At 64.7% G+C, this 17,162-nt stretch carries 19 protein-coding genes; 12 read left to right on the forward strand and 7 right to left on the reverse strand.

The features are described 5' to 3' along the window. The first annotated feature begins 195 nt into the window (after positions 1–195). The 3 genes from IVB47_RS12930 to IVB47_RS12940 are packed head-to-tail and all read left to right on the forward strand — an operon-like array spanning position 196 to position 3,253. Positions 196–678, forward strand: a complete 483-nt coding sequence (locus tag IVB47_RS12930; RefSeq protein ID WP_249806628.1) for a tripartite tricarboxylate transporter TctB family protein — start codon at positions 196–198, stop codon at positions 676–678. A gap of 11 nt (positions 679–689) precedes the next feature. Then, a complete protein-coding gene (locus tag IVB47_RS12935; RefSeq protein WP_247462003.1) occupies positions 690–2,252 on the forward strand; it encodes a tripartite tricarboxylate transporter permease in 1,563 nt (520 codons plus the stop codon). Beyond that, on the forward strand, positions 2,249–3,253 hold the full coding sequence (locus IVB47_RS12940; protein ID WP_247462006.1) for a 4-hydroxythreonine-4-phosphate dehydrogenase PdxA: 1,005 nt from the start codon (positions 2,249–2,251) through the stop codon (positions 3,251–3,253). The genes IVB47_RS12935 and IVB47_RS12940 overlap by 4 nt, the downstream gene beginning before the upstream one ends. 20 nt (positions 3,254–3,273) lie before the next feature. Here the strand turns inward: IVB47_RS12940 and IVB47_RS12945 are convergent, their stop codons facing one another. From IVB47_RS12945 to IVB47_RS12955, 3 genes are all read right to left on the reverse strand, one after another. Further along, positions 3,274–3,690, reverse strand: coding sequence for a cupin domain-containing protein (locus tag IVB47_RS12945; RefSeq protein WP_247462008.1), 417 nt, complete (start codon positions 3,688–3,690; stop codon positions 3,274–3,276). A 10-nt stretch (positions 3,691–3,700) separates the two neighbouring features. Next, on the reverse strand, positions 3,701–4,444 hold the full coding sequence (locus IVB47_RS12950; protein ID WP_027569895.1) for an SDR family oxidoreductase: 744 nt from the start codon (positions 4,442–4,444) through the stop codon (positions 3,701–3,703). Positions 4,445–4,681: 237 nt separating this feature from the next. Then, complete coding sequence (locus IVB47_RS12955; RefSeq protein WP_247408721.1) at positions 4,682–5,692, reverse strand: formylglycine-generating enzyme family protein; 1,011 nt, start codon at positions 5,690–5,692, stop codon at positions 4,682–4,684. A 501-nt stretch (positions 5,693–6,193) separates the two neighbouring features. On the opposite strand from IVB47_RS12955, the gene IVB47_RS12960 reads away from it, so the two are divergent. Then, positions 6,194–7,180 (forward strand): helix-turn-helix domain-containing protein, encoded by a 987-nt coding sequence (locus IVB47_RS12960; RefSeq protein WP_027569897.1) that lies wholly within the window; start codon positions 6,194–6,196, stop codon positions 7,178–7,180. A gap of 159 nt (positions 7,181–7,339) precedes the next feature. Here the strand turns inward: IVB47_RS12960 and IVB47_RS12965 are convergent, their stop codons facing one another. Continuing rightward, positions 7,340–8,416, reverse strand: coding sequence for a methyl-accepting chemotaxis protein (locus IVB47_RS12965; protein WP_027569898.1), 1,077 nt, complete (start codon positions 8,414–8,416; stop codon positions 7,340–7,342). Positions 8,417–8,696: 280 nt separating this feature from the next. Between IVB47_RS12965 and recJ the strand changes: the two genes are divergently transcribed. The 3 genes from recJ to IVB47_RS12980 all read left to right on the forward strand — a co-directional run bounded on the left by recJ (position 8,697) and on the right by IVB47_RS12980 (position 12,298). After that, the gene (recJ, locus tag IVB47_RS12970) at positions 8,697–10,538 is read left to right on the forward strand and encodes a single-stranded-DNA-specific exonuclease RecJ (protein ID WP_247462009.1); all 1,842 of its coding nucleotides are present in this window, start codon (positions 8,697–8,699) and stop codon (positions 10,536–10,538) included. Between the two features lie 43 nt (positions 10,539–10,581). Next, positions 10,582–11,391, forward strand: a complete 810-nt coding sequence (locus IVB47_RS12975; protein ID WP_247462011.1) for a glucose 1-dehydrogenase — start codon at positions 10,582–10,584, stop codon at positions 11,389–11,391. Between the two features lie 109 nt (positions 11,392–11,500). Beyond that, entirely contained in the window at positions 11,501–12,298 is a 798-nt protein-coding gene (locus IVB47_RS12980) for an aldolase (protein WP_247462013.1), read from the forward strand. Between the two features lie 6 nt (positions 12,299–12,304). On the opposite strand, the gene IVB47_RS12985 is transcribed toward IVB47_RS12980, so the two are convergent. Next, entirely contained in the window at positions 12,305–13,534 is a 1,230-nt protein-coding gene (locus tag IVB47_RS12985) for a lytic murein transglycosylase (protein WP_247462015.1), read from the reverse strand. A gap of 133 nt (positions 13,535–13,667) precedes the next feature. Here IVB47_RS12985 and IVB47_RS12990 point away from each other — a divergent pair, with 133 nt between their 5' ends. The 3 genes from IVB47_RS12990 to IVB47_RS13000 all read left to right on the forward strand — a co-directional run bounded on the left by IVB47_RS12990 (position 13,668) and on the right by IVB47_RS13000 (position 14,514). Continuing rightward, positions 13,668–13,928 carry a hypothetical protein gene (locus IVB47_RS12990; RefSeq protein WP_027517762.1) on the forward strand — a complete coding sequence of 87 codons (261 nt, stop codon included), beginning with the start codon at positions 13,668–13,670 and terminating at the stop codon, positions 13,926–13,928. Positions 13,929–14,000: 72 nt separating this feature from the next. Further along, positions 14,001–14,252: a hypothetical protein gene (locus IVB47_RS12995; RefSeq protein WP_247286162.1), complete on the forward strand. Its 252-nt coding sequence runs from the start codon at positions 14,001–14,003 to the stop codon at positions 14,250–14,252. A gap of 85 nt (positions 14,253–14,337) precedes the next feature. Further along, entirely contained in the window at positions 14,338–14,514 is a 177-nt protein-coding gene (locus IVB47_RS13000) for a hypothetical protein (RefSeq protein WP_247286161.1), read from the forward strand. A 28-nt stretch (positions 14,515–14,542) separates the two neighbouring features. Here the strand turns inward: IVB47_RS13000 and IVB47_RS13005 are convergent, their stop codons facing one another. Beyond that, on the reverse strand, positions 14,543–15,067 hold the full coding sequence (locus IVB47_RS13005; RefSeq protein ID WP_247462017.1) for a MarR family transcriptional regulator: 525 nt from the start codon (positions 15,065–15,067) through the stop codon (positions 14,543–14,545). 54 nt (positions 15,068–15,121) lie between these two features. Here IVB47_RS13005 and IVB47_RS13010 point away from each other — a divergent pair, with 54 nt between their 5' ends. Together IVB47_RS13010 and IVB47_RS13015 are read left to right on the forward strand one after the other, a co-directional pair. Continuing rightward, a complete protein-coding gene (locus IVB47_RS13010) occupies positions 15,122–15,601 on the forward strand; it encodes a carboxymuconolactone decarboxylase family protein (RefSeq protein WP_027569905.1) in 480 nt (159 codons plus the stop codon). A gap of 21 nt (positions 15,602–15,622) precedes the next feature. Next, positions 15,623–16,126 (forward strand): cupin domain-containing protein, encoded by a 504-nt coding sequence (locus IVB47_RS13015; protein WP_027569906.1) that lies wholly within the window; start codon positions 15,623–15,625, stop codon positions 16,124–16,126. A 30-nt stretch (positions 16,127–16,156) separates the two neighbouring features. Here IVB47_RS13015 and IVB47_RS13020 read toward each other — a convergent pair whose 3' ends face one another. Continuing rightward, the gene (locus IVB47_RS13020; RefSeq protein WP_247286159.1) at positions 16,157–17,143 is read right to left on the reverse strand and encodes a DUF808 domain-containing protein; all 987 of its coding nucleotides are present in this window, start codon (positions 17,141–17,143) and stop codon (positions 16,157–16,159) included. Between the last annotated feature and the right edge of the window lie 19 nt (positions 17,144–17,162).

Below are 17,162 nucleotides of genomic sequence, written 5' to 3' on the forward strand. Positions count from 1 at the left end.
TACCGCGTGATCTCTCGAGGAGGGTTGGTCGTTGTACCGACGTGGATTTAACGTCAAGTCGTCGTCAAACGCCTTCCTGGGGTTATGGGTCCCGGCCCCCCGTGCGCAATTGCGCACTAGGCCGGGACGACACCGAGCGTTGGGGAACATGTGCGCCATAGCCGGCCATTGTACTTAGCCTGACCGGAGCCTCCCATGATATCGCGCCGCGCCCTCGAACTTGCGACCGCAATCCTCACCGGCAGCTTTGGTGTGGCCGTCGTTGTCTCCAGCCTCGATAACGGTATCGGCTGGTCGAGCGCGGGCGTGGACGCCGGCACGTTCCCGTTCCTGACCGGCATCATCATCTTGCTTGGAAGTCTCTACAATCTGGTGCGCGGTTTGATGCCGGTTACGTCACTGGCGAATGTCCCCATCGCGATCACGTCGATTGAGTTGCGCCGCCTTGCCGGCCTGTTCGTGCCGGCGGCAGTTTTTGTGGCTGCGATCCCGTTGGCCGGGATGTACGTCGCCTCAGCCCTGTACATCTTCGCGGTGCTGGCGATCCCCCGACAACAATCCGTGCCGCGCGCGCTTGGCATGGCGGCGGCGACGGCGCTCGCGCTCTACATCGTGTTCGAGCGCATGTTCCAGGTGAGCTTGCCGCACGGCGCGCTCGCCGCGGCCTTCGGCTTCTGACGGAGAGGCCGATGGACAATCTCCAGGAACTCCTTCACGGCTTTAGCATCGCGATCACGCTGCCGCATCTGGCGCTGATGGTGATCGGCGTGCTGCTCGGCATTCTTGTCGGCGTGCTGCCCGGGCTGGGTGCTCCGAACGGGGTGTCGCTGCTGCTGCCGCTGACCTTCGGCATGCAGCCGGTCTCTGCCATCATCCTGCTCTCCAGCATGTATTGGGGCGCGTTGTTCGGGGGATCCGTGACCTCGATCCTGTTCAACATCCCGGGCGAGCCGTCGTCTGTCGCCACCACCTTCGACGGCTACCCGATGGCGCGCGACGGCCGTCCGACCACGGCCCTCGCCACTGCCTTCGGCTCGGCGGCGTTCGGCGCGCTGATCGGCGTCATCCTCATCACCTTCCTCGCATCATGGGTGGCGCAGGTCGCACTCGCCTTCGGGCCGGCGGAATATTTCGCGGTCTATTTCCTGGCCTTCGCCAGCTTCGTCGGCATGGGCGGGACGGCGCCGATCAAGACCGTCGTCGCGCTGGCGATCGGCTTCGCCATTGCCGCCATCGGCATCGACACCGTTTCCGGCAGCGTGCGTCTCACCATGGGCGTCGACGAACTGGTCAAGGGCGTGAACTTCGTTGTCGCGGTGATGGGGCTGTTCGGCATTGGCGAGCTGCTCGTCGCCGTCGAAGAGGAGTTTCATGCCCGCGCGGTCTCGTCGAAGATAGAGTGGCGCGAGGTATTTCGCGCGATCGGCCGCCTGCCGCGGCATAGTGTGGCACTGCTGCGCAGCGCGGCCATCGGATGCTGGATGGGGATCACGCCAGGCGGCCCGACCGCGGCATCCTTCATGAGCTACGGCATCGCCCGCCGCTTCTCGCGCCGCGGTCGATCTTTCGGCACCGGAGAGGTCGAGGGCATCATCTCGCCGGAGACGGCCGATCATGCCGCCGGCACCAGTGCGCTTCTGCCCATGCTCTCGCTCGGCATTCCCGGCTCGGCCACTGCGGCCGTCATGATGGGCGGGCTGATGATCTGGGGCCTCAATCCCGGGCCGATGCTGTTCGTGGACCAGAAGGACTTCGTCTGGGGCCTGATTGCCTCGATGTACGTCGGCAACATCGTCGCCGTCGTGCTGGTGCTGCTGACCGTGCCGGTCTTCGCCGCCCTGATGCGGATTCCCTTCGTGATCATCGCGCCGCTGATCGTGATCATCTGCGTTGTCGGCGCCTATTCGGTGTCGAACTCCTATCTCGATGTCGTCATGATGCTCGGCTTCGGCATCGTCGGCTACCTCTTCAAGAAGCTGTTCTATCCGCTGGCGCCGCTCGTGCTCGCGATCGTCATCGGCGACAAGGCCGAGGATGCGTTTCGGCAGTCGATGCTGATGTCCAAGGGATCGCTCGGGATATTCTTCGCCAACAAGCTCGTGACGTGCCTGATCGTGGCCGGCATCGTGCTGTTGCTGCTCCCGCTCGTGTTGCAGCTTGCGCGCCTGGTGCGCAAGCCTGCGCCGTCCGCTGACGAGATTACAGCCCAAGAGAGAGCTCAAGAGACTGCTCGGGAGAAAGTGATCATATGACCGCACAGCCGCTCATTGCATTGGCAATGGGAGATCCCGCCGGCATCAGCCCGGAATTGACCGCCAAGCTCGTGGTGCAGGACGACATCCGCGCGCGCAGCCGGATCGTCGTGATCGGCGACCGCCGCATCTTCGACGAAGGCGCGCGCATTGCCGGCGTCAAGCCAGAGCTGACAACAGTGGAGCAGGGGGCCGATCTGCGCCTGGGGGAGGGCGAAACGCTGTTCGTCGATCTCGGGCACCTCGATCCCAGCGACGTCCAACAGGGGGTCGCGAGCCTCGCCGGCGGCAGGTTCGCGCTTGCCAACTACAAGCAGGCGCTCGAGCTCGGCCGCGACGGCAGGGTCGATGCCGTCTGCTTCACGCCGTTCAACAAGCAGGCGATGCGGCTGGCCCGCGCCGAGTATGACGACGAGATCGCGTTCTCCGCGGAAGTGGTCGGGCTCAAAACCCCCGCAAGCGAGTTCAACGTGCTGGACCGGCTCTGGAACGCCCGCGTGACGTCCCATATCCCGCTCAAGGACGTCGCCGCGCGACTGTCCGGCGAACGCATCCATCGCGCGCTCAAGCTGACCGATGCCTGCATGCGCAACGCCGGCTTCGCCCGGCCGCGCATCGCGGTCGCCGGTCTCAATCCGCATGCCGGCGACGGCGGCAATTTCGGCCGTGAGGAGATCGATGTCATCGCGCCCGTGGTCGCGGCCGGCCAGCGCGAGGGCATTGCCGCCGAGGGGCCGTTCCCTGCCGACACGGTGTTCCTGCGTGCCAAGGGCGGCACCTTCGATGCGGTGCTGACGATGTATCACGACCAGGGCCAGATCGCGATGAAGCTGATGGGCTTTGATCGCGGCGTGACGTTGCTCGGCGGCTTTCCGTTCCCGATCTGCACGCCCGCCCACGGCACCGCCTACGACATCGCAGGCCAGGGCATTGCATCAATCGGCGCCAGCCGCGCCGCGGTGTTGCTCGCCGCAGAGATGGCCGCTCCGCGCGCCACCTGATTACACGCGCTGACCTGGCGTTACTTCGCGACAGGCGTCACGAGCTCCTTGTCAGCAGTATCCACGACAAAGACCGCCAACAGCTTCGCGGGCTCAGTGTCACTGGCATTGGCGCTGACGGCATGGCGGTCGCCGGGCTTTTCAGAGAAGTTCTCTCCCTTGTGATAAACCTTGGCAGGCTCGTCATTGACCCGGCTGCGGATCGCTCCTTCCAGGATTGTGGCATAGATGAATGCGGAGCGCGGGTGCATGTGGGCGGGCGAGGAGCCTCCTGGGCCGTACTCGACCAGCACGCCCTTCATGCTCTTGCCGGGGACATTGGGCAGCGCCTGGTCGAACACGACGGTCACCTTGGCCGTGGGTGTCGCCGTCTCGGCGGCATGGGCCGTCAGGAATGATGCGGCATAAACAGCGGTTGCGATCAGCAATCTGCGCATGGGAGTCTCCTCAAAGTTTCGCGAGCCAGGTTGCGAGCGACGTTTTCCCGAGCCGCGCCTCGCCGAGAGGGTTCAGCGACGTGTCGTCGATGGGAGCGCCGTAGTACGGCGCCCTTGGGTCTCCCACCACCGGTCGAGCGTCGCCGGACGCCTTCAGGCGCCGTGCGATGAAGTCATTGAAGGGCGCCTTCTCAGGTCCTGCGATATCGATGGTGCCGTTGAGCGGCTGGCCCATTGCGACCTCCGCGAGGCGATCGGCGACGTCCTCGGCGGCGATCGGCTGAAACAACGCCGAGGGAACGACGATCCGGCCATCGGCCGCACCCATATCGCCGATGGCGCCGAGGAATTCGAAGAACTGGGTGGCGCGGACGATCGAGTAGGGGACCGGAGATGCCTTGACGATGGTCTCCTGCGCCAGCTTGGCCCGAAAATACGCGATGTCGGGCGAACGCTCGGTCCCGACGATCGAGAGCGCCACATGATGCTTCACGGCCGCAGCCGCCTCGGTCGCGGCGAGGTTCTTGCTCGAACGCTCGAAGAATTCGAGCACGGCGGCGGGCTCCCACGACGGCGCGTTGGCAACGTCGACCACGACATCCGCGCCCGCCAGCACTGCTGCGAGGCCTTCTCCGGTGACGGCGTTCACGCCCGATTTCGGCGAAGCCGCGACGGCGTCGTGGCCTTGTTGCTTGAGCTTCGCTACGAGCTTGGATCCGATCAACCCGGTCCCGCCGATCACGACGATCTTCATGGCATGTCTCCTCGGGGCGTTGCGGGCGCGAGCGTTTCAGGGTCGACGGCGCGCGCGTCGCGAAAGCGATGAGGCGACTCTTACCGGGGAAATGGGGCAGGCTCTTGCCTGTAACCGGCCCGCCTTGTCCAAAAATGCTGAAGACGTCTGTCGGATCGCCGATAGATAAAGTTGCATATCGAAATCATCCGACGCGCGGAACGCACCGCTGACGCCGGCATCCGCCAGCGGCGCTCGCTAGATTGCAGCGCGTCCTTGTTGGTGTTCGGTCACAGACGGCATTCGCACCACGCAGCGGAACCCGACATGGCTGGTCGAGGTGTCGACCGGTTCGGCGTGCCGCGCGGCCGGGCGATATCGGCGGCAATAATTCGGCGCGCAGAGGTGCGAGCCGCCCTTGAGGACCTTGCGCGGAATCTGGATGTCGGGGAGGCGCGGGTCGTAACTTGTGTGCTCACCGCCGCCGCGAGGATTCTTGGGGATGCAGCAGGGTTTTGCGGCGTCGGCGGCGTGCTTTGACGACCACCAGTCGGAGGTCCACTCCCAGACATTGCCGATCATGTCGTAGAGGCCGTAGCCGTTCGGCGGGAAGGCCATGACCGGCGAGGTACGCTCGTACCCATCCTCGCCGAGATTCTGGACGGGGAAGTTGCCCTGCCAGATATTGGCCATGTGCTTGCCGCCCGGCATCAGCGCGTCGCCCCAGGCGTATTCCTCCGCCTCGAGGCCGCCACGCGCCGCGAACTCCCACTCCGCCTCCGTCGGCAAGTCCTTGCCGGCCCAGCGGGCATACGCTGCCGCATCGCTGAAGGAGACGTGGACGACGGGATGGTCGTCGAGGTCCTTGATGTTGCTGCCGGGACCATAGGGATGGCGCCAGCTGGCGCCGCGCAGGAAAGTCCACCACTGGCTCCAGTCGGTGAGATCGGTGATGCGCGGCAGCGGGGAGAACACCAGCGATCCCGCATAGAGCATCTCCGCCAACGCGCCTGGATAGTCCTTCGGATCGGGAACGACCTGCGCCTCGGTGACATGGCCGGTTGCGTTGACGAACTGCTTGAACTGCCGGTTGGTCACGGGCGTGCGGTCAATCCAGAAGCCGTCGACAGCGACGCGATGGCTCGGCGCCTCTTCGGAATAATGATGGTCCGAACCCATGCGAAAGGTTCCGCCGGGAATGAAGACCATCTCGCCGCTCTTCAAATCATCCGGCAACCACTCGCAGTGATCCAGATCCGCTCGCAACATGGTGGAAGCTCCGATACGCGCATTCCACCCGATGCTACTGCGCCAACTCTGGGAGACTTCGACGATAGCTCTTTGCCCTGCTCATTAGACGCATTGTCTGATCCCTACTTTTTTGGCCCTCGGGGAGAGGAGGACACTGCATTGCGTCCACATCTCTTTCCTTTGCACGCACGTTTGCGAGCACGCGGCAAATCCATGCCGCGTCCGCTCTGCCATCCGCAGAGCCCGTCCGCTCAATATCACTAAGGTTGCAAACGGTACCCGAAGATTGGACGGCTGTGATGTGCAGTTTGTGCCAGTCTGCGTGGCCAGTTGGTGAGACCCAATGCCCCATGCCGCAAAGCCTCAGTGCAGAGGCAATTCAGTGGCATGTCGAGCGACAAATTCGGCGATGATTTACCTCAAAACGGGAAGTCAGCATGTCGCACCCACCTCGCGTTGTGGTGGTATTTCGCTGCTGCCTGCCGCAGAATTGTCGCGCTTCAGTAACAGGGTACAGCCATGGGGCAATTCCTTCTGGTTGATTCGCGCAAGCTGGACGGTTTCGAAGGACTTCAACAGGCCGTCCACGGCTCGCATGTCGATGTGATGCAACTCGGCCGCGGTCGGTTGCGCGGAACGTTGTCCCATGTCGGCATCGGCGACTTCTCGCTCAGCATTGGTGCGTTCAACGTCGGCATACGCACGCAGCGAGTTTCCAGCGACGACAAGCTGATCATCGGGATGCTGCTCGTGGCTGAAGAGCGCGTCGCCCACTGGTCGTTCGACATGCAGCTCAACGATGTGCTCGTCATTCCGCCGCGGCTCGAACATGACGGTGTTTTTCACGGCGGCTCCGCTTACGCCGCCATGCGGTTCGACCTCAACGAGGTCGCGACGCTGTTCGGCGGAGAACTACGGTTGAGCGATCCCGACACATGGCGAAGTCGCGGGCATTTCCGCGCGGACCTCGCGACCGGCGCGGTCGCCTCGCGCCGCCTGGTTCGGGTCATGTCGCACCTGCGCGACAACAAATATGGGCTGACGCCGTCAACTGCCGATTTCTGGAAACGATCGATCGCCGAATGCATGGTTGCCAACGTCGCGTCGTCGCTGCCACCTGACGGCAACGGCTGGCTCCCTTCCGCCCGACGGCTGATCCGCAAGGTCGAGGAGTATCTCGACGACGCCGGGACGCGTCCGGTGCACGTGTCGGAAATTTGCGCGGCGCTGGGCGTATCGCGGCGCACCCTCCACCGCGCCTTTCAGGAGGTATTCGGCCTCGGCCCGGTCAGCTTCCTAAGGCACAAGCGTCTATGCGCTGTTCATTCCATCCTGCACCAGAGCGCACCCGGTTCGACCACCGTGACAGCCGTCGCCATGCAACAGGGCTTTTACGAACTCGGCCGGTTTTCTCAGTATTACTTTGCAATGTTCGGGGAGCGTCCATCGCAAACGCTTGGAATTACGACGCCGCACGCAGTCGAAGACGACATCGCCAGAGCCTAGCGCTCTGGGTCCGGACCGCGAACGGTGCCATGATCGCATGCATGCCGGCGTTTTGCCCGCGTCAAACGGCGAAAAAAACGTCATGAAAACAACCAGATGGCTACTGTGCATGCGGTTGTTTTCACGGTTGTGAGTTGGACAGGCAGGCCGCCTCCCGCTTCACGCCCCGCAGACGATCACGCCATACCAGCCCAGCCCGCGATAGGTCTCGTAGCCCGGCGTCGCATGGAACGCGACCAGCGTGCCGGAGCGGTCTTGATAGAAGCCGGAGCGCCGACCGTCCAGCGACAGCGAGATGCGTTCGCTGAGAATGCCTTGTCCGTCGGAAGCGGCGATCACGCGAAGATTGGAGTCGACCAGCAGCACGCGCGCCTTGTCGCTGTCGCCGACGCGCACGCCTTGCACGATGGCGCGGGCCTGTGCCTCCCAGTCGAAATGGATGGCGAGCACCCCGATCGGCGCGCCGTTGGCCTGGCCGCCGGCGCGGACGCTGGCGCAATAGGTCGCGACCTGGGCATTGCCGAGCAGCGGCTGGTTCTCGACGTCGCCCGCGACATAGTCGTCGCCGGAGCGCAGGGTCTTGGCCTCGCGAAACCATTTGGTGTGGGCGACATTCTGGCCGACGGCGTGAAAGCGGTCGGCGCGGCCGTTGGCGATGACGTTGCCCTCGAGATCGCAGAGCCAGAGGTCGAGATAGACGGTGTAGGCGCCCAAGATCACGCCGAGACGCTGCGAGGCATGGGACACGGCCGCGGCGTCGGGCGAGGCCGCGCAATCGACCAACGCTGAATCGGTCGCCCACCAGCGCACGTCGCAGGTACGTTCATAGAGGTTGCGGTCGATCAGCTCGATGGCGTTGAGCGAGAGGTCGACCATGCGCTCGCCGCGCGAGCGCTGGCTCATCCGGTCGATCGAGGAGACGAGATCGCCGGTCCGTTTCGTCAGTTGGCTTTCGAGCTCGCGGGCGATGGTCTCGACCTGCTGGCCGACGCCGCGGACCTCCTGCGCCACCACGGCGAAGCCCGCGCCCTGCGCGCCGGCGCGCGAGCTTTCGATCAGTGCGTTCAGCGCCAGCATCTTCATCTGGTTGGTGATCTGCTGGATCGCCTTGGTCTTGTCGACCGCGATCTGGTTGACCTCCGCCGTGAGCCGGTTGATCAGCGCGGAGATATCGGAATCATCATCAGCGGGTTCATTTGCGATCGGCTTGGCTTTGAGACCCAGCGCAGCAGACATCGGGGGCTTCCCTTGGCAATGAGGTCTGATCTGCAACGAACCCGGAACAATCACTGACAGATCGAATACGATTCTTGTTCGAAGATTCCGCCTAACGCCTGCTTAATTTGCTGTTTTGCGGAATGCTCAAATGATAGTCAGTCCCGCGTAGCAAAGCGGCAATCCACCGCTTTGTGCGGCGCAGACGTTGCAAATCCCGGGGGATTGCGGGCCAATCGTTCCGTTGGCCGGGCGATGCAATACCTCCGGCTCCCAAGGTTCCTCAAACCGACCGTTATTCATGACGCCGCCCGCCACCGCCTTGCCCGTCGAAGCGCCCCAGGCATTCCTGGGGGTGGCGCGCTCGCTTACCGACAAGCTCTGGCGCGACCGACTGGATGCGCGCGGGGCGGCCAAAGCGCTTGCCATCGTGCAGCGCCACCAACTGCCCGAGCTGCTGGCGCGGGTGCTGGCAGGCCGCGGTGTCGACAGCGATGCCGTTGTCGATTTCCTCGATCCAACCATCCGCAAGCTGCTGCCGGACCCGTTCACGGTCACGGAGATGGAAGCCGCCGCGAAGCGGATCGCGGATGCCGCGGCGAACGGCGAGAAGGTCGCGATCTTCGGCGACTACGATGTCGACGGTGCGACCTCGGCGGCGCTGCTGACCTGGCATCTGCGCCATTGCGGGCTTGACCCGCTGATCCACATTCCTGACCGCATCTTCGAGGGCTACGGGCCCAACACGGAAGCCGTGCGTGCGCTGGCCGCAAGGGGCGCCACGCTGCTCGTCACCGTCGATTGCGGCACCACCAGCATCGAGCCGCTCGCCGAAGCGAAACGTCTCGGCATGTCCGTCGTCGTGATCGACCATCATCAGGCCGGCACGGAGCTGCCGGAGGTCGACGCGCTGGTCAATCCGAACCGGCTCGATGATCTCTCCGGCCTCGGCCATCTCGCCGCCGTCGGTCTCGTGCTGGTGACGCTGGTCGCGGTCAATCGCGAATTACGCCAGCGCGGCTTCTGGAATGCGGAGATGCCCGAGCCTGACCTGCTCGGCATGCTGCATCACGTTGCGCTCGGCACGGTTGCCGATGTCGCGCCGCTGATCGGTCTCAACCGCGCTTTCGTCGCCAAAGGCCTGATCGCGATGCGGCGGCGCGACCATGTCGGCCACACCGCGCTGATGGACGTGGCGCGGCTCAACGGCCCGCCGGAGGCCTGGCATCTCGGCTTCATGCTGGGGCCGCGCATCAATGCCGGCGGCCGCATCGGCCGCGCCGATCTCGGCGTGCGGCTGCTTTTGGAGGGCGACAGCGTCGAGGCCGCGCGGATCGCCGCCGAACTCGACCGCCTCAACAGCGAGCGCCGTATTATCGAGCAGGCCGCCGAAGCGCAGGCCGAAGCCGAGGCGCTCGCCTCGATCGGGCTCGAGGACAAGATCGGCGTGATCGTGACGGCCTCCGAAGGCTGGCATCCCGGAGTGGTCGGTCTCGTTGCGTCCCGGTTGAAGGAAAAGTTCTCGCGGCCCGCCTTCGCGATCGCACTGGAGCCTGGCGGCATCGGCACCGGCTCCGGCCGCTCGATTGCCGGCGTCGATCTCGGCAAGGCCGTGCGCCAGGCGGTCACCGACGGCATTCTGCTCAAGGGCGGCGGCCACGCGATGGCTGCGGGCGTCACGCTGCGGAAGGAAAAGCTCGCCGAATTTCGTGCCTATCTCGAGCATGCGCTGGCGCGCGACGTTGCCGAGGCGCGCCACGTCAACGAGCTCTACATCGACGGCGCGGTTTCCGCGCGCGCGGTGACGACCGAGCTTGCAACGACGCTCAACCGCGCAGGTCCCTTCGGCAGCGGCAATCCGGAAGTCGTGTTGGCGCTGCCGGCGCACCAGCTCGTCTACGCCGACGAGGTGGGACAGGCGCATTTGAGGCTGCGCTTCAAGTCGGGCGACGGTGCCATCGTCAACGGCATCGCGTTCCGTTCGATCGGACAGAAGCTTGGCAACGCGCTCGTTGCCAATCGCGGCCAGCAACTGCATGTCGCGGGATCATTGTCGGTCGATCGCTACCAGGGCGCCGAGCGTGTGCAATTCCGGGTCATGGATGTCGCGCTACCCGACCAGGGACCGTCCATGATTAGATAGGCCCGGCAAACAACAAAAAACGAATAGAAAAAAGGGAGTGGGCATGGCAGGGCAGGTTGAGGGTAAAGTGGCGCTGGTGACGGGCGGCGCCTCCGGCATCGGCGAAGCCGTCGTCGAGCTGTTCGCGCGCGAGGGCGCCACCGTCATCGCCACCGACATTGACGAGCTGCGAGGTCCAGAACTCGCCGATCGCATCACCAAGGCCGGCGGCAAGGCGATTTTCCTGGAGCAGGACGTCACCAGCGAAGAGCGATGGATCGAGATCGCAGCCGAGATCGCGAAGCGCTTTGGCCGGCTCGATATTCTCGTCTCGAACGCCGGCATCGGCATTGCCGTACCCTCGATCGTCGACATGACGCTCAGCGACTGGCGCAAGCAGAACGCGATCAACCTCGATGGCGTCTTCCTCTCGGTCAAGCATTGCCTGCCCCTGATGCGCAAGACCGGCGGCGGCTCGATCGTCATGATGTCCTCGCTCGCGGGCCTGCGCGGCGCGCCCGGGCTGTCGGCCTATTCGGCGACCAAGGGCGGCGTGCGGCTGTTCGCAAAGTCGATCGCAATGGAGTGCGCGGCCGCCTGTGACGGCATCCGCGTCAACTCCGTCCATCCCGGCATCATCGACACGCCGATCTGGGGCAAGATCCCGACCGGCGCGACCGGCAACCAGGGCAACGCGCCGATCGATCCAGACGAGCGTGCGCGCCTCGTCACGCCGCTCGGCCGCGCCGGCCAGGCCGGTGAGATCGCCTCCGGCGTGCTGTATCTGGCCTCTGATGCCTCGCGCTACGTCACCGGCAGCGAGCTCGTCATCGACGGCGGCATGAACGCCGGCGGCGTGCCGCGGCGGCAGTAGGCCGCCGCGCGGGCTGCGAAGGGCAGGGTGGCGCCCGCGGGGGCTGACGCGCAGGCGTCGGACCTGTACAACGCGGGCGTCTTCCGGCCGACAGAGGTATCTTTCCGCCATGGCGCACAGCCTTCACTCTTCGTCATCCACGCCAGCAACGTTCCGCTCGAACCGTCCGGACCTCGTGACCGACGCGATCCGCAGTGCGCGCGAGGATCTTGCCGCTTGCTTTCGGATGGCCGCGCGCAGCGGCTTTGAGGAGGGCATCTGCAACCACTTCTCGGCCGTGGTGCCGGGCCATGACGATCTCTTCCTGGTCAACCCTTACGGCTACGCCTTCCGCGAGCTGACCGCGTCAAAACTGCTGATCTGCGACTTCCACGGCAACGTGCTCGACGGCGAGGGCGTGCCCGAGGCGACCGCGTTCTACATCCATGCCGAGATGCACAAGCGCCTGCCGCGCGCCAAGGTCGCCTTCCACACCCACATGCCTTACGCCACGGCGCTGTCGATGACCGAGGGCGATCCGCTGATCTGGGCCGGCCAGACCGCGCTGAAATTCTACGGTCGCACGGCCGTGGACCGCGACTACAACGGCCTCGCGCTCGACAACCGTGAAGGCGCGCGCATCGCGTCCAGCGTCGGGAATGCCGATATCATCTTCATGAAGCATCACGGCGTGATGGTGCTGGCACCGACCATCGCGGACGCCTGGGACGATCTCTACTATCTCGAACGCGCCGCCGAGGTGCAGGTGCTGGCGATGTCGACGGGCCGGAAAGTGCTGCCGGTCGATCCCGCGATTGCGGCCGAGACCTACAAGCAGATGCGCGAGGGCGATTCCGAATCCGCCCGGCTGCATCTTGCGGCGATCCGTCGCCAGCTCGATGCGGAAGAGCCGCAGTACCGACATTGAGGCGCGTTACGACCCCTGGCGCAGCTTCGCCAGCACCTTCAGCCCGCCATAGCCATCGGCAGGTGTGATCCCCGCGCGCTGCTGAAAATCCTTGATTGCCTTCATGGTGTCGTTCCCGACACGGCCATCGGTGCCGCCGGTGTCGAAGCCGGCCTTGGTCAGCCGCGTCTGCATTTCCTGCACCTCGGCGAGCGTCAGCGCGCGCTCGGAGCCGGGGAACGGCTGGATGAAAGGCGGGGCGCCGAGGCAGCGGTCGCCGAGATGGCAGATCGCCAGCGCGTAGTTCATCGAGGGGTTGTAGCTCTTCACCGCGTTGAAATTCGGCCCCAGCAGAAACGTCGGCCCGCCCGCAACCGGAGTCCATATCTGCGCCGATGCGGAGGGTTGCGGGAATGGCTGGCCGTCGGCGCGGGTGACGCCGGCCGCCTGCCAAGCCGCATAGGTCCGGCTGCCGCTCATCTCGCCGGGCGCGCGCACCTCGTAGCCCCAGTGCTCGCCGCGGTGCCATTTGCCGCGGTTGACGAGATATTTTGCGGTCGAGCCCAGCGCGTCGTCGGGCTTGCCGAACGGCGACACCTTGCCGTCGCCGTCATAGTCGATGCCGACATTGAGCCAGACCTCCGGCATCCATTGCGAATGCCCCATCGCGCCGGCCCAGGATCCCTGCATCTGCTCCGGCGTGCTCCAGCCCTTGTCGACGATGCGCAGCGCGTTGATCAGCTCAGTCTCCCAATAGGCCTTGCGACGCGGCTCGTTCCAGGCGAGCGCGGCAAGCGAGGGAAACACCGGCGTCATGTGGTTTTGCTGCACCAGTGGATCGCCGTAGGCGGACTCGACGCCCCACAGCGCCAGCAGCGTACCGCGCTCGACGCCGAAATCGCGCTCGATGCGTGCGAGCAGCGCCTCGTTGTTCTTCAGCGCGATCTTGCCGTTGATGATGCGCCAGTCGGAGACGCGACGGTTGATGTATTGCCAGACCTGCTCATGGAATTCGGGCTGGTTGCGCATCTGCTTGAACACGCTCATGTCGGGCTCGACCCGCGCCATCGCGCGCTGCCAGGTCGCGGCCGAAATGCCTTTCGCCATGGCACGGGCGCGAAAACCCTCACGCCATTCCTCGAAGCCTGGAGGCGCGGCCAGGATGCGCGTTGGGATTGCGACGAGTGCGGCTGCGCCGAGCGTGGATCGAAGCAGAGCGCGGCGGCTGCGAGAGGCTATGGAATCAGCGTGTTTCATGGACCCATTCTAGCGGGAAACATGGTGGCTGTGACCAGTTCCTGGAACTGCAGGAACAGACGCGGGCCCGCGTTCCCCGGAACAAACTGTCGCACTCCCGCATTCCCCCAGCATCACGTTTGAGGAGGAGAAGATGAGGAAATATCTGTTTGCCGCCGCCATGGTCACCGCCATCGCCGCGCCTGCGTTGGCCGACGAAGTCGGCGTTCACGTCGGTCCGGTCGGTGCCGGTGTGACCGTCGGACAGTCTCACGAATATCGTGAGCGGGACCGCGATCGCGACCGCACCACCGTCATCAGGGAGCGCGAGCCCGCCGACCGCACCACGGTGATCAAGAAGGAAGATGAATTCGGCAATCGCAGCAAGACCGTGATTCATCACGACAACGACTGATGGAGTGGGGCCCCGGCCGATCGCCGGGGCCCTCCGTCGGTCGCAGTCCGTTCATCGAGAATTCGGGGTGGAATGAAGATACGCGCGCACGCGGAGAGCCATGTCGTCGAACTGGACGACGGATCGCAATGGCAGATCTTTCCCGGCGATCTCGCGACCACGCTGAGCTGGGAGCCCGAAACCGATCTGCACCTGGAGCGAAGCGGCGAGCGGGTGAGTTCGCATGAGCTGGTGAATGACGCCGATCAAAGCCGCGTCCGGGTGATCGCAGCGGGCGAGACTTGGCCTGATGGCGAGGTTAAGAAAGTGTTGAAGGGCGGGTAGGGCGCGCCTGCAACAGGTCGGATATCCCCAATTTTGAGCCTGTCACTTTACGGTCGGTTTGCCTCCGTCTGCGCACAATGCGTGAATGCAGGAGCTGTTCGACATTATCCGCGCCAATCCCTGGCCGTTCGGGGCCGGGTTGTTCGTCGTCATCCTGATGATCCTCGCGGAGAACTTTGGGCGCGGTATTCAAGGCGACGGCGCAGTCAGTGACTTTTCGGATTCGGACGGTGGCGGCTGCGGCGACGGAGGAGGCGACTAGGGCTGGTCAGCGGCCGAACGCGCTTCGCCTAGTCCTCCTGCAAATCGGCTGCGATGCCTGCGAGCCAGCGGCGAATGCTTGCTTCGGCCTTGGCGTCGAGCCCGGCGGCCAGGCGCTTCTCCAACGCAATCACCCGTTCCCGGCACGCCTTCAAAAGCGTCGTGCCGCGCGGCGTCAGCGTCCATTGCTGGATGCGGCCGTGGACGGGATGGGGCGTCATCACAATCGCACCGTCACGTTCAAGATTGCGGATGATGACGCCGACGGTCTGGGGCGTCAGAAAGGTGAGGCGGGCAACGTCGGCCCCAGACAGTGCCGGATAAGCATTGAGCATGGTCAGCACCGCGAATTGCGGAGAGGTGACACCGAGATCGGCCAGCGACCGCTCCATCGTCAGACGGACTGCGGCGTGGGCCTGGCGCAGCAGATAGCCGAGATAGCCTTGCTCGCCGCGCTTGCCTTCCCCTGGGGCTGGGACGCGCACCGCCGGGGCGGCCGTGGCTGCCTGCCGCCGCGGTTGCGATCTCGTGATATCAGGCGGCTTGCGCGTCATGTAAGTGCTCTTATAATGTGTCAGCACTCTTACAATACCACGAGGTGAACGGCAATGTCACACGCCCGCAGCGAATACGAGGATTTCAAGAGGATCGCGCCCGACGCGTACGAGCTGGTGCTGGCGCTCGGCCAGGTCGCGGCCAAGGCCGGCCTCGACAAGCAGCTTCTCGAACTGGTCAAGCTGCGCGCATCGCAGATCAACGGCTGCGCCTTCTGCCTGCAGCATCACATCCTGCTTTCGGAGCGGATCGGCGTCCCAGTGGACAAGCTCAATTTGGTCGTGGTCTGGCGCGAGGCGCCGATCTTTTCCGCGCGGGAACGTGCCGCGCTGGCGTGGACCGAGGCGCTGACCTGCCTGCCCGACGGAGTCGGCGAAGACGTGTACGCCGAGGCGAGCCGTGAATTCTCGGAGACCGAGCTGACATACCTGACCTCGGCGGTCGCCTCGATCAACGTCTGGAACCGTTTTGGTGCGGCGTTTCGCTGGACGCCGGCGAAGCGGCCGGTCGCAGCGAATGCGGCGGCATCCTGATTGCAACGAAGGGAGATCATGATGACAACGATGAGTCTGCCCACCACACCGCGCCCGTTGCCATCGCGCTCGATGGCGATCGCCGTTATCGGCGGGCTCGCCTGCGCGCTTGGGATTGGCAAGGCGCTGCCGGTAACGATGGACACCATATCCGGCGCACTCTCGCCGCTCTGCGCCACAGCTGCCGAAAGCTCGCCGCTCGACAAGGTCGAACCGATTGGCTCCTACGCGCTGCCGAACGTACCGGGCAAACGCGTCACCATCGTGCGCGTGTTCTACGGTCCCGGCGGGTTCTCGCGGCCGCATCGTCACGCGGGATCCGTCACCGCCTACATCACCAAGGGCGAGATCCGCTCCCAGCTCGGCGGCGGCCCGGTCGAAACGTTCGGCGTCGGTCAGTCCTTCTTCGAGCCGCCCGGCTCGACCCATCTGGTCTCGGCCAATGCGAGCACCACGGAGCCGGCGGAATTGATCGCGGTGTTCGTGGCGGACGAGGGCGCGCAACTCACGACGCTGTTGGAGTAGCTGGAACTCACAATCCGAAGCCGCTTTTGTTCAGGTCGGCTGCGATCGCTTAAGACGCTTCCATAGTGGTGAAAGACCGTATGTGACGGCCGGTATCGCAACCGCGCCGACGAGGAGGCCAACGACGCCCGAGATGGCTGCCTCGACCGACCATTCGACGATGCCGGCAATGGAGGGAAGGAAATGCGCGGCGGCCTCGGCGGCGGCATGGACCGTATGACCGATCACTGGTGGGCCGTATTGTTCGATGCCGTGCAGGATGATGCCGCCGCCAACCCAGATCATGGCGGCGGTGCCGATGGTGCTCAGCACCGCAAGGAAGGCCGGCATGCCGCGGACGAGCGCACGTCCAAGCAAGCGGATTGCGCTGCCAATGACTGAGGCGCCGCTATACCGCGCAAGGGCCAGGCCGACATCGTCCGCCTTCACGATCAGGGCGACCACGCCGTAGACACCAACTGTGATGAAAATGGCGACGAGGGCCAGCACGAGCGCCTGCGTCCAGATGCTGCCCGCCGGGACGGCTGCCAACGTGATTGCCATGATCTCCGCTGACAGGATGAAATCCGTCTTGATGGCGCTCGCGACCTTCTCGTCCTCGACCGACCTGGCATTCAACGCAATCGGCTGGGGCTGAGCTTCGTGGTCGTGCGCATGATGCGGCATCACGGCCTCGAGCACCTTCTCGGCACCCTCGTAGCAGAGAAAGGCGCCGCCCAGCATGAGCAGCGGCGTGACTGCGGCGGGAAGGAAATAACCAAGCAACAAAGCGATGGGCAGCAGGATCAGCAATTTGTTGCGGAGCGACCCAACCGCAATCTTGCCTACGATCGGCAGTTCGCGTTTCGAGGCAAAGCCGATCACGTAGTTGGGCGTGACGGCTGCGTCATCGATGACCACGCCAGCCGCCTTTGCTCCCGCCTTGGCCGTTTGGCCCGCGACATCGTCGAGCGAGGCTGCCGCCACCTTTGCGATCGCTGCGATATCGTCGAGAAGACCAATCAGTCCGACACTCATCAACCCAGTTCCTTCGGCC

The organism is Bradyrhizobium sp. 62 (assembly GCF_023073035.1).
Taxonomy (GTDB): Bacteria; Pseudomonadota; Alphaproteobacteria; order Rhizobiales; family Xanthobacteraceae; genus Bradyrhizobium.

Bases quoted from the DNA above. Each gene is read 5' to 3' on its own strand.
- IVB47_RS13010 (WP_027569905.1), top strand. From the start codon at position 15,122: ATGTCACACGCCCGCAGCGAATACGAGGATTTCAAGAGGATCGCGCCC.
- IVB47_RS13020 (WP_247286159.1), bottom strand. From the start codon at position 17,143: ATGAGTGTCGGACTGATTGGTCTTCTCGACGATATCGCAGCGATCGCA.
- IVB47_RS12950 (WP_027569895.1), bottom strand. From the start codon at position 4,444: ATGAAGATCGTCGTGATCGGCGGGACCGGGTTGATCGGATCCAAGCTC.
- IVB47_RS12990 (WP_027517762.1), top strand. From the start codon at position 13,668: ATGAGGAAATATCTGTTTGCCGCCGCCATGGTCACCGCCATCGCCGCG.
- IVB47_RS12930 (WP_249806628.1), top strand. From the start codon at position 196: ATGATATCGCGCCGCGCCCTCGAACTTGCGACCGCAATCCTCACCGGC.
- IVB47_RS12995 (WP_247286162.1), top strand. From the start codon at position 14,001: ATGAAGATACGCGCGCACGCGGAGAGCCATGTCGTCGAACTGGACGAC.
- recJ (WP_247462009.1), top strand. From the start codon at position 8,697: ATGACGCCGCCCGCCACCGCCTTGCCCGTCGAAGCGCCCCAGGCATTC.
- IVB47_RS12960 (WP_027569897.1), top strand. From the start codon at position 6,194: ATGGGGCAATTCCTTCTGGTTGATTCGCGCAAGCTGGACGGTTTCGAA.
- IVB47_RS12980 (WP_247462013.1), top strand. From the start codon at position 11,501: ATGGCGCACAGCCTTCACTCTTCGTCATCCACGCCAGCAACGTTCCGC.
- IVB47_RS12935 (WP_247462003.1), top strand. From the start codon at position 690: ATGGACAATCTCCAGGAACTCCTTCACGGCTTTAGCATCGCGATCACG.
- IVB47_RS12975 (WP_247462011.1), top strand. From the start codon at position 10,582: ATGGCAGGGCAGGTTGAGGGTAAAGTGGCGCTGGTGACGGGCGGCGCC.
- IVB47_RS13005 (WP_247462017.1), bottom strand. From the start codon at position 15,067: ATGACGCGCAAGCCGCCTGATATCACGAGATCGCAACCGCGGCGGCAG.
- IVB47_RS12940 (WP_247462006.1), top strand. From the start codon at position 2,249: ATGACCGCACAGCCGCTCATTGCATTGGCAATGGGAGATCCCGCCGGC.
- IVB47_RS12965 (WP_027569898.1), bottom strand. From the start codon at position 8,416: ATGTCTGCTGCGCTGGGTCTCAAAGCCAAGCCGATCGCAAATGAACCC.
- IVB47_RS12955 (WP_247408721.1), bottom strand. From the start codon at position 5,692: ATGTTGCGAGCGGATCTGGATCACTGCGAGTGGTTGCCGGATGATTTG.
- IVB47_RS12985 (WP_247462015.1), bottom strand. From the start codon at position 13,534: ATGAAACACGCTGATTCCATAGCCTCTCGCAGCCGCCGCGCTCTGCTT.
- IVB47_RS13000 (WP_247286161.1), top strand. From the start codon at position 14,338: ATGCAGGAGCTGTTCGACATTATCCGCGCCAATCCCTGGCCGTTCGGG.
- IVB47_RS13015 (WP_027569906.1), top strand. From the start codon at position 15,623: ATGACAACGATGAGTCTGCCCACCACACCGCGCCCGTTGCCATCGCGC.
- IVB47_RS12945 (WP_247462008.1), bottom strand. From the start codon at position 3,690: ATGCGCAGATTGCTGATCGCAACCGCTGTTTATGCCGCATCATTCCTG.